Below are 11,277 nucleotides of genomic sequence, written 5' to 3' on the forward strand. Positions count from 1 at the left end.
GGGAACTCGCTTTGATAAAAAATGTCGCGGGGCTTTTAAATGATCTGTTACAGAAAGAGCAGGAAATTATAAAAAAATATGAATTTATTAAGCATGGTCCCATGATAGGGAATATGTATGAAGGATTAACGACATCCATACTTGAAAAGACTTTACCTGATAGTTTAAATTTACGTGTTGTTTCCGGAATGATAACTAACGATCAAGGTGAATTGAGCAATCAAGTGGATTGTATGATTGTGAACGGAGAAGGTGTTGAACTGCCTCATTCAAAAGATTTCTTGTATCACCATTCCCAAGTTTTGGTGATATTTGAAGTCAAAAAGAATTTATATAAGAATGAATTAATCGATTCATACCAAAAGATGCGGCGTATTTTTGAAATAAGTGGCCCTGTTGACGTAAGCTATAAAGCTGTACGTGATGCATACATGCAAATTACACAACATGAAATCCCCGAATCAAAGGAGGCATTACAAAAGTTAAATTTAACTGAGCAGATGATATATCATACTTTAATAGTTGAAGAGTGCCTACCATTAAGAATTGTTTTTGGTTATGAGGGTTATTCATCAGAATATGGATTGCGAGATGCTTTTTATAATTATCTTTTTGAAAATGTTTCTGAAGATTTATCCAATGCTACTATGGGCTTTGGGCCGCATAATTTCCCTAACTTAATCGTATCCAACGGTTCATCTCTCTTAAAAATGAATGCAATGCCTTATGTTGGGGGAATAGATAATGGCATGTGGCAATTATATGCTTCTTCAAGTGTAAATCCTCTATTAATATTTTTAGAGCTTTTTTGGACAAGGATTTCATATAAATATGGGGTTCCTAATGTTTTATTTGGAGAAGACCTGGAAACAGAAGTTATAAAAAAATTTATATCAGCAAGGGCGGTTGTTGTAGAAGATAAAATTGGATGGGAATATTCTTATTATGTTGTGAGCAAAGAGAAGCTAGAGAATATTACTCAAGATTTTTTTGAATGGGAGCCTGCCGCGTTAGACGATCAAGAGTATATGATAATAAATTGGCTCTGTAATAAGGGAGAACTTGATATAAATGAAGCTGATTTTACTAAATGGCTAAATGACGAGGGTAGAACAATAAATGATGTAATTGAGGGTTTGAAAGAAAAAAGGTTGGCTTATTTAGAAGATGATAGACTGCTAAAACTTACAACAAATGAGTGTGCGGTAGTTATTGTAAAGGGACAGGCTTATGCCGCTGAAAACAACAGTGGTCGTTTAGCTAGATGGGTTAAGAAGCAAATGTAGTTAGTGTTTAGAACAGCTTAATAACCTGATTCGAATATAGCTGATGAGTTGTAATAAAACTCCTGTACACAGCGTCCGGCAAATTTTCTGATATTTAACTTCATGGTATAAGAATATTGGTGTATGACGTTCCAATATATTGAATATAAATTAGGTATTAACGAGACAGGAGATATGAGATATAGTATAATATTGTAAGCAAACAAGTTGCATTTGAACTTTTGATGGTGATAATCGCTATCTTATATTTTAATGTATCTACACATCTCTCTGCACTATTCTCATTGTTGGATCCAATTGTCTCACATGGTATCTACGCGGTGATTTAGAAAGGTAGAAATGCACTTGTTTGTCTACTTCTTTAATAGAGGTGACCTATCATCAGTACTTCAATGCAATCCACGTTACAATGCTCAGATGAAGAAATAAAGAATAAATTTAAAAACTTAATTGATTTTGAAGACGTAGCATTACTTTTGGAAATTCCCACCGAGTTTCTTTGGAAAATTCTTATAAGGGACAAGCCAAATAACTATACATCATTTCCCATAAGTAAAAAAAGTGGTGGCTATCGCACAATTCATTCTCCTTCCTCAAACCTAGCAATTCTTCAAAAAAAGCTTGCCTATGTCCTCTCTCTACAGTTCAATCCCCATAACCGAGCACATGGTTTTATAGAAAAGCGAAGTATTGTCACTAATGCTTCTGAACACTTAAAAAAATCTTTTGTATTAAATATAGACCTGGAGAACTTTTTTGAAAGTATATCTTTTGCTAGGGTAAGGAAGATGTTTGCTTCTTACTTTAAGTTAAGTGGAGTAGTAGCCACAACTCTTGCGAATATATGCAGCCATCCAGAGGGTTTTTTGCCTCAAGGGGCGGCGACGTCTCCGATTATTTCCAATATTATTGCTAAGAGTTTGGATAAAGAACTTAAACAACTCTCCGTTGAAAGTAAGGGGGTTAAGTACACACGATATGCCGATGATATTACATTCTCTACAAATAAGAAGGATTTCCCTAGAAATATCGCGTTTTTAAATGAGGATAGTCATGTAGTATTAAGTGAGAAGTTATTACGAATTATTGAAAACAATGGGTTTAATGTGAATGAACAAAAAATAAGGTTACAAGATCGTCAAAGTAATCAATCTGTAACTGGAATAGTAGTGAATGAGAAATTAAATGTCAGCAGGACATATATTCGTAGAATTCGTTCCATACTGAATTGTATTGAAAAGAACAATAATGATCTTGATGCTGCTAGAGAAATTTTTATTCGTAGATATCCATTTCGACAGAGAGCGAAAGTAAATCAACCAGAAATGTTCTCAGTATTGCGAGGTATGATTAATCATGTAGGTCATGTGAAAGGTACGAGCGACCCAGTTTATTTGAAATTAGCTAATCGTTTTAATAGTGTATCTCCGGAGCAGAAGGTTATTAAGTCTGTAGAAAAACAGATTAACAAACGGAAAATGTATGAAGATTATACTTTTGTGATTGAGCAGGAAAAGCCTGTTGTAGCGTTGGTTTCTAAAGAAAGTACTGAATTCGAACATATCTACCATAATCAAGGGACTGGATTTTTATTAAAAGGAATTGGAATGGTTACAAATGCTCACGTTTTAAAAGACTTAGTAAGTGCAATTGAACTTGAGATGCTGATCCCAATACCCTATTATGTGAGGGGATTCAACTCTAAGGACTTTAATGTTCATATGATGCGAATCGAATGTTTTGATACCGAAAAAGACATTGTGATTCTAAGATCAAAAAGCCTAGATCATAATAAAGAAGGTTTTAGTTATAGTGAAGCCATACAAACAGATCAACTTATTGAATTAGTCGGTTATCCAGATTACAGAAGAGGTCAAGAAATAAGAGTGGACAATGGTTTTGTAAGGGGCATCAGGATGCATATTGATAGCAGTGATAAAACAGTTACCCATAGGCGTTATGAAATAACTCCTACTATTTATGGCGGAAACAGCGGTGGGCCTATTGTTAATGAAACAAGTGAAGTCATTGCAGTTGCTGTAAAGGGAGCTACAATGAACGGAGTCGTACCAAATGAAGTGATACCAATATCTGAAGTGATTGGACTAGCTAAAAGAAAATCGCTAATATAATAAGTACTGAGTGAGCCTAAGAAACTGTGTGCGTGCTTCTACCCTGCATCGCCCATGTGACAGGGATAGGGGCTAACTAGTAGTGGGATACGCCGCTTGGTCTCCGCCTGGGGTCGAGCGGAAGAAGATAATCAGGCTGACCCAACGTATAGCCGGTTACGGGGCGATACTCGGGTGACATCAAAACTGTGACTACACTCGTAGAAGCTTATGTGCCGTTATCTTCGGACAGGGGTTCGACTCCCCTCGGCTCCATATGGAGTATGAGAGAGTACCTTAATTGGTACTCTTTTTTCATGTTTTCAGGAGATAATCAGGGGTACATTGCGACTACAATACCTTGATACTACTGGGTTTTTGAGCAGTGCTGGCTATGAATAGCATGAGTCTCTCTCATAAGGTTTATTCTGTGCTGCATAAACCGCTATGAATATGCGAGAGATAAGGGGGCAAAAACACAGTGGTTGATGCCCCGCAAACAGTCGCTACAGACGGGAAGAAACGTCCCAATCTGCTGCTATAGACTTCTCATAAAGTGTGTTTCCATCATGCACAATATGAAATGTAAGATGCACAGTCTTAGTCTCCCGCTGCACAATGAGCTTTTGAACGTACTTACTAACCATGATATTCAGCTGCTCTACACTAGGCATTTCATCGTCCAGAAGTTCAATTAGTTTCATTAATTCAAGCTGTATTAATTGAAGTGTTCCCACCTCCAAAACCATTGGTTTATAGCCTCTCAGCGCCTCTGTATGCTCGGTTTCTTTGACCTGAAGCTCGCTGTTCATCTCCTCCAGCAAGTCTTTATAGAAGGGTTTGGCCCTCCCTGAATTGATGTCTGCTTGCATATCCGTTGTCTTCTTTCTCAGGAACTCGATTTCGGTTTCCAGTGTTGATATGGCACTCAGCATTTGCTTGTTTGCCTCCTGATGGTAGCTGAGGATTGCCTGCTCAAGCTGGTTATCCAGTGTCAGCCGAAGGACGGCTGTACGTAGCTTGCTTGTAATAATGCGTTCAATGTTTTCCTTACGCCAGCTTGTGTACTCACAGAACTGTTTCCCTTTCCGCATATACCCGCCACAGACATAGTAACATTGACCTCCATACTTGCGTGTGGTTGAAGTAGAGTGCCCCAACATTTTGGAACCGCATTTTCGCAGAAGAAGAAGCTGCGTAGCCAGAAGGGAGAACAAGGTTTGAGCTGGAAAGGATGGTGTGTCACGCCGCCTCCGTTTTGCTTCGCTTTAGCTCTGTCCTGACATAAGTTGAAAAGCTCCTCGGTAATGATAGCTGGATGTGCATTCTCCGTAATGATCCACTCTGAACGGTCACGCCACTTTTTACCGCTGGTCTGATAATCCTGCTTGTTCCAGCAGCGCCGCCCAATATAAGACTCGTTGAAGATGATTGCACGGATCGTGCTTGCAGACCATTGACCACCTTTTTGCGTGGGGACTCTCTTTTCATTCAGCATGCTAGAGATTTTCTTGTATCCCATATTCTCATGAGCGTACTGGTTGAATATCCAGCGGATTATATCCACTTCTTCACGTGGACCATGTACCCATACTGCTTTAGTTTTTTGATTACTGATCGCTATATGTTCTGTCCGATAACCATATGGTGGCGTACCGCCATTGTTGAAGCCTTGCTTGGCATTCTGCGACATTCCCTTACGTACCTCTACAGCAAGGTTGGCATTAAAGAACTCGGACATCACCTCCAGCATTCCCTCTAGCAGCTTGTCTTGCGGCGAATCTGCCTCTGTTTGCTCCGTTACAGATATAACTTTTACACCCAATTGGGCTAACAGCGCTTTGTAGAACACATGATCATCACGCTTACGGGAGAATCGGTCAAACTTATGGACAAGGATAGCGTCAAAAGGTCGGTTAGAGCGCTTGGCAAGGGCAATCATCTTCTGAAACACTTCACGGTCATCGAGGGTGAATTTGAGCCCTTGGTCGTCAAGAAGCATCAATCCAATGTAACCGGCATCGAAGAGCAAATCATCGGCCTATACGCCAAAGGGATCAGCACAAGGGAAATCCAGGATCATCTAGGGCAGATGTATGGTATTGAGGTCTCGCCTACGCTCATTTCCAATGTCACGAATACAATTGTTCCTCTCATTAAAGAATGGCAGAACCGCCCTCTGCAAGGCGTCTATGCGGTCGTCTATTTGGATGCGATCCACTTCAAGGTCAAACAGGACGGGGCCATTATCAACAAAGCTGCCTACATGGTCATTGGCATTGATCTGGACGGAAACAAAGACGTGCTGGGCATGTGGATTGGTGAGAATGAGTCCTCCAAGTTCTGGCTGAGTGTGCTGAATGAACTGAAGAATCGCGGGGTTCAGGACATTCTTATTATCTGCGTGGATAACCTGACTTGGTTCTCTCAAGCGATTGCAGCCTGCTACCCCCAAACCGAAATCCAGAAATGTATTATTCACCAAATCCGCAGTTCTACACGGTACGTGTCGTACAAGGACATTAAGAAAGTGACTGCCGACTTAAAGCCCATTTACAAGGCAGGTACCGAGGGGCACCTTGCTTGAACTCGACCGTTTCGAGGAAGTCTGGGGAGCGAAGTACCCCCTCATTATCCATTCTTGGCGGACCCATTGGGACGAGCTCGCTACCTTTTTCAAGTACCCGCCCGAGATCCGTAAACTCATTTACACCACCAATATGATCGAGAGTTACCAACGTCAGCTTCGAAAAGTGACGAAGGGAAAAAGCATCTTTTCCACGGATGAAGCTTTGCTCAAAATGCTCTATCGGGCCACCGTCGACGTCCTTTCGGTCTTTTTCCCCGATCGGGTCGGTCAACACTTGCGTTAGAATCGCGACTTCCTCCTCGGGGAAATCTGTGCTTAAAAGAGTTTACACAATATATTTTACAGACCCAAATATCGTCGGATAGCCAATTGAATCCTCAGTCTACTGTAACTAGGGGAGAAGCAGCAAGGACGCTCTATAGGCTGTTCCTAAAACTTTATTCCTAACACATGAGCTTTACTCTATCGAAATCAATTTTAAGATCAAAAACAGCCAACTCTCCCGTCAAGATACTAGGGAGGCTGGCTGTTTTCTTTGTAATTGAATATTACGATGAAATAGAGCTGCAATTCCGGCCATAGCTGGGCCAGCCCTCCGGAAAAAAATGAACCATGAATCCGATGGTCGGAATCACTCTCATTAATCCCCCAGCAGACTATGCTGGGGTTGCCGCACGGCGAGTGAGGGTTGCAGGGGGCTTTCTCCCTGCGTCTCCCCTTAAGAGGACGAAAGGGGTCGCTTTACCTAAGCGTTAGCTTCCTTTTGCACGGTCAACATTTGGTCAGCAATTCGTAAAATTATTTCACGCTTAATGGTCCTCCATTGCCCATGCTAAACCTTGGTGAATAGTTGAGATACCTTACTCCGCTGATTAAAGAATTAAACCACAGATCTGGTCAATTCCGCTTTTCTGCTGTTCCACAAATTGTAATGGAGTTAGTCCACTTCCACCAATATCGTTCGTCAACGCATTTGCAAGTCGTTGTTAATACTCTGCGAGAATTTCAACCTGTTGCTCGATGGCAAAGCGATGTAAGTCTAAGAACTGCCCAATATTTATCTGAACATCTCCTCTATTTACGGATACCGGCTTTCCTTGCCCCTGGCACAAAATCATTTCGACACCATCTTACAAAGTTATTAGAGTGGAGAAGGTATGTCTTAGCTGTCTTTTCTTCAAGAATACCGTCTTGCTGCTTCTCCAAAACCTCTTTCTCATACTGCTCGAACAATAACTCCAACTGCTTTATAAATTCGGAAGATGCCTTCATTCAATCGAACCCCCTCAGCATAAGTATAAACCTCATTATACTTATCTGGAACTATTTGTATATAGAGAGAGGTGTTGTGATTAGCTATATGAGCGATGATTGTGATAAATAGTAGGTATTATCCAAATAATACTCCTTTACTCCCAAAAACTGTGCTGAGAGGTTCAACATTATCATAAAAGAATTCATTAAGGTATACCGGGAAATGGACGATTTGTTCAAGACTTAAGTTCTGAACTTCTCTGTCATAACAATTTACAACCGTGATGCCGTTATTAACTTTACCATTCACATACACTTACGTTTATGTAAACGTAAGTGTATTATAAGATGGAAAAATGATAAACAGCTAAACGTGAAGGCTATATTGAAAGAGTAATAGGCGGCGTATAATGCTCCTTACTTGTGAGTATTGAAGCTAGAATACTGTAACACTTAGCGAAATACGGACCCTGTATTCAGGAGATTCTCCCTGGATACCGAACACTTGTTCTAATTCCTTTTTTACAGGTTGATACCTGGATCCATGTAGTAACGGCGCTTTTCTAAGGAATTATAACAAATCTTTTACTGGTCGATACATTCGCACTCACCTTTACATATACGTACGTGTCTACGAGAGCTGAAAACCGATAAAAAGCTAATTTCCATACTATAAGGTAGGAATGTCGCAGTTACGGACGAGGAGCGGATCTGGAACCAGTGTTCAATAACTCTAATGTTCTCTTCTCATAAACGGTAAGACTGGTTATGTTAGAGTGTAATGGTCCAGTAATTTCAGAATTATCACAATATTTAGGGTGAGACAAAATGTAAAATTCGCAACGTGAGTACTGCGGCAGTTATTTCGGGAAAATGAATTGAAGGTCCGCCTGAATAGCGGACCTTCGGATAGGGTGGTCTGTCGTCCGCTAAGCGGCTCTCCGCGTAGCACTAGCAACATAACTTCGGTATCTAACATGATTTGATATGCTAATTCAGATGTAGCTAACCCCAATAGCCATTAAAATCCCAAGTGAACGGGAAGTTTTTTGTCATGCGGATAGACAGTTTTATTTTTTCCCTCCCACTATAAATTAATATTTTCTCTCGTTTACTCACTCGTTCTTAGATTTTCAGCCATTGACTTGATGAGGGCTGGAGAAGTCATGTAAGGATGACAATATTTTCTGGTGGAGCCGGTGGCGGGAATAGAGATTGGGGAACCTTGTCCCCAGCCCATGGATACTTCCACTGATCGCACTTTGGATATCCACACCTTCTTTTGACGGCTTACCCTCCCATGTCACGCGGGGTCGTTGCCCTTACATTCCTTCGTTCTGCCTCTCAAAAGGTGGACGCCGTTTCTTGCTCCTTTACAGGGTCTTTGCCCTTATGGTGAAAAACCTACGGCTGCTCCGTGCTTCCATTGTCTTTGGTCATTTCAGTCCGGTGAGAAACGTGATTTCGGTTTTTCTTAAGCTGCCATCTGTAACTGGGCCTGACGTACCGGCCCTAAAACGTCGTTTGCATCGTACGGAATTTGCTTGGTGCCCAGCGTATGCAGGACACGTATGAGTTTCCCACACAACGCCACAATGGATTGCTTTTTCTTCAGTGGATTCTGACTTCGTTTGGTGAAGTACTGGTGCAGCGCCTTAAACTCGGCGTTCTTTGCTACCATGGGCATCACTGCCCGGAACAGCAGGGCCCTTAGCCTTGCGCGTCCACGTTTGGTAATGCTGGATTTGCCTTTTTTCTTTCCTGAACTGTTCTCTTTGAGATTCAGTCCGGCGAGCCGAATAATCTGCTGTCCATGCTCGTAACCGCTCAGATCCCCGACTTCCGCCAGGAACCCCGCCAAGGTGACCACGGCCACGCCCGGCACGGTGAGCATCTCCTCCGTTCCTGGGATTTGAGAAAGTAGACGCTCCACCTCGGCCAGAATCTCTTCGAGTTGTCTTGCGAACATTTCGTACTGTTCCAGAAGCATTTTAATCTCTATTTTTGCTGCAGGAAGTCCTTCGGTTAGACCGATGGAACTTCTCGCCGTTTCCATGAGGTACTGAGCTCGTTTGGCTCCTACGGCTCGTTTCACGTCTTTCTTCCACCGCTGTACAATGGCCTCTGTGCCCATCTCTACGACTTCACCTGGCGTTGGAAACTCGCCAAGCGTAATGCGTGAAGCCTTGCCTTCCCAGTCTTTAAATACCTGCGTGTACTCCGGAAAAAAGCGATCCAGCCAGTTCTGCACCCGCCTTTGCACCTGTCCGAAGTTCACCATGATTTTCTCCCGAAGATTCATGAGAATCCGCAGGTCGGCGTAAACGCTCGTCGGCAGTTTAGGTTCGCTGTACTTCCCGTTTCGCACCAAATCAGCAATGACTTTGGCATCTTTATAGTCGTTTTTGGTGGGTGAATTGTCTTCAAGTTCTTTACTTTTGTGTACGTGATGGGGATTCACAATGACCAAAGGAATGCCCTGCCGCCCTAAATATTCCGCCAGTGTAAACCAGTAGTGTCCGGTGGGCTCAATGCCGAAGAGGACGTCGCTCTTGGCATGCTCCCGCTGAAGCTCCTTCATCCACTGAACCAGTTGCTCTAGCCCGGTACGGGTATTGGAGAACACACAATCCTTCCCCAGTTCAATCCCGCGAAAATCGATAGCGCGGGCCACATGGGTTTCTTTGGCGATATCTGCGCCGACCACAAGGGTATTTTCGGAAATTCGAATGATTCGTTGATTCTGTTTCTTCGATTGTTTATACTTCATAGTGAGCGTACTCCTTTTAATTCGGGCATGAATGTGACTGCATTCGAGACCCAGCATACAGGAGGCGCTTTTTTTGTTCAAACCTCAATTTAATTCATTACAGGAATGGCTCCTTTTTGGCTTGATAGAGCAAGGAATCCGCGTCACTGAAAAAACGGGATTTGCTCATACCATGAACGTATCCTGACAATCCGATGCTGACCGTGACGCGGCGTCCTTCCATTTCCATGTGATCGATCTGACTGATAGATTCTCGAGCATGTTCACATATATCGAAGGCTTGCTCCAAGGTTTTCGCGGGAAAAATGATGGCGAATTCTTCTCCACCGTATCGGGCGATAATTTCATCCGAAGTAAGCGACTGCTGTAGAATGTCGGCCACTCTCTTCAAGATGATGTCTCCGACCGTATGTCCGTAAGTATCGTTGATAGATTTGAAATTATCGATATCGATAACTGCAATTTGGAGTGGTATTGTGTTTGTCGCGCAATAATCAATCAAATGGTCTAAATATTCATGAAAGGTCCTATGGTTGTATAGATCTGTCAACGCGTCGGTTTTGCTTAACCGTTCCATGATGGTGTTTTTGATCAGCAAGTCATGTTCAGAACGCGAAGTCCTGATTAGTCTTTCCAGCATGTCACTCCCTCTGTGGAGCAGTTGAACCAGGATCAAATACTCTCCGCTCAGAATATAGAACAGGGTAAACCGTTCAAATATCGTCATATGGGTCCAAATCAATGGAAACAGAATATACATAATCGCCAGCTCGGCGATTACCATCAAAAAAGCGAAGGTTAGATGCTTTTTTGTAAACTGAAAGGCTGCGATCAACATCGGAATCATCATGACATACTGTATGCCGATCACCGTCGTATTGCTGTAAATCAGAACGGCACCAATTAGGGTACCTGTTAAGATAATCGTGTAGGGGCGTGATTTTCTATAGTACCTTTCCAACAGTTCATTTGCCGTGACGAGAGTGACTTGCACGCAGGTAGGAATAACCATCGTATAAATCAAGTAATATTGAACATTCTCCGGTTCGAGTTTCATCTTAATAATAAGGGCAACAATCTCTGCGACTAAGGAAATCAAAACCACAATCCAATAGCCGTTCATAATTTTTCTCTGCCATTTTCCTACATCTTCAAACAGTTCTTGTCCTTTTGTCAAAGGGATCGCATCCAATCCATTGGTGTCATCATTTCTTTAGTCTCTTCATTAAATATACCATTTCTTCTTGAGTATGGAGTGGTTCTTTA

At 42.1% G+C, this 11,277-nt stretch carries 5 protein-coding genes, 1 other RNA gene and 4 pseudogenes; 4 read left to right on the forward strand and 6 right to left on the reverse strand.

The features are described from left to right. Positions 1 to 11 precede the first annotated feature (11 nt). From JRJ22_RS01015 to ssrA, 3 genes and pseudogenes are all read left to right on the forward strand, one after another. On the forward strand, positions 12 to 1,286 hold the full coding sequence (locus JRJ22_RS01015; protein WP_206102756.1) for a DUF6602 domain-containing protein: 1,275 nt from the start codon (positions 12 to 14) through the stop codon (positions 1,284 to 1,286). Between the two features lie 392 nt (positions 1,287 to 1,678). Further along, positions 1,679 to 3,331: pseudogene (locus tag JRJ22_RS01020) on the forward strand (reverse transcriptase domain-containing protein); the annotation flags it as partial. A 15-nt stretch (positions 3,332 to 3,346) separates the two neighbouring features. After that, positions 3,347 to 3,676: a transfer-messenger RNA gene (gene ssrA, locus JRJ22_RS01025) on the forward strand. A 227-nt stretch (positions 3,677 to 3,903) separates the two neighbouring features. Here ssrA and JRJ22_RS29035 read toward each other — a convergent pair. The 3 genes and pseudogenes from JRJ22_RS29035 to JRJ22_RS29045 all read right to left on the reverse strand — a co-directional run. Continuing rightward, positions 3,904 to 4,332, reverse strand: a complete 429-nt coding sequence (locus tag JRJ22_RS29035; RefSeq protein WP_232381232.1) for a hypothetical protein — start codon at positions 4,330 to 4,332, stop codon at positions 3,904 to 3,906. Positions 4,333 to 4,470: 138 nt separating this feature from the next. Continuing rightward, positions 4,471 to 4,560 (reverse strand): annotated as a pseudogene (locus JRJ22_RS29040) (hypothetical protein); the annotation flags it as partial. A gap of 164 nt (positions 4,561 to 4,724) precedes the next feature. After that, positions 4,725 to 5,399 (reverse strand): annotated as a pseudogene (locus JRJ22_RS29045) (recombinase family protein); the annotation flags it as partial. On the opposite strand from JRJ22_RS29045, the pseudogene JRJ22_RS01035 reads away from it, so the two are divergent. Further along, positions 5,367 to 6,270: pseudogene (locus JRJ22_RS01035) on the forward strand (IS256 family transposase); the annotation flags it as partial. The pseudogenes JRJ22_RS29045 and JRJ22_RS01035 sit on opposite strands and share 33 nt — an antisense overlap. Before the next feature lie 791 nt (positions 6,271 to 7,061). Here JRJ22_RS01035 and JRJ22_RS01040 read toward each other — a convergent pair. From JRJ22_RS01040 to JRJ22_RS01050, 3 genes are all read right to left on the reverse strand, one after another. Then, complete coding sequence (locus JRJ22_RS01040) at positions 7,062 to 7,259, reverse strand: hypothetical protein (protein ID WP_206102757.1); 198 nt, start codon at positions 7,257 to 7,259, stop codon at positions 7,062 to 7,064. Positions 7,260 to 8,715: 1,456 nt separating this feature from the next. Next, positions 8,716 to 10,011 carry an IS110 family RNA-guided transposase gene (locus tag JRJ22_RS01045; protein ID WP_054940686.1) on the reverse strand — a complete coding sequence of 432 codons (1,296 nt, stop codon included), beginning with the start codon at positions 10,009 to 10,011 and terminating at the stop codon, positions 8,716 to 8,718. Between the two features lie 97 nt (positions 10,012 to 10,108). After that, a complete protein-coding gene (locus tag JRJ22_RS01050) occupies positions 10,109 to 11,188 on the reverse strand; it encodes a GGDEF domain-containing protein (RefSeq protein WP_206102758.1) in 1,080 nt (359 codons plus the stop codon). Positions 11,189 to 11,277: the final 89 nt, after the last annotated feature.

The sequence above is a fragment of the Paenibacillus tianjinensis genome (genome assembly GCF_017086365.1).
Classification (GTDB): domain Bacteria; phylum Bacillota; class Bacilli; order Paenibacillales; family Paenibacillaceae; genus Paenibacillus_AQ; species Paenibacillus_AQ tianjinensis.

Coding starts and splice junctions, on each gene's coding strand:
- JRJ22_RS29035 (WP_232381232.1), bottom strand. CDS start 4,332: ATGCTGAGTGCCATATCAACACTGGAAACCGAAATCGAGTTCCTGAGA.
- JRJ22_RS01040 (WP_206102757.1), bottom strand. CDS start 7,259: ATGAAGGCATCTTCCGAATTTATAAAGCAGTTGGAGTTATTGTTCGAG.
- JRJ22_RS01045 (WP_054940686.1), bottom strand. CDS start 10,011: ATGAAGTATAAACAATCGAAGAAACAGAATCAACGAATCATTCGAATT.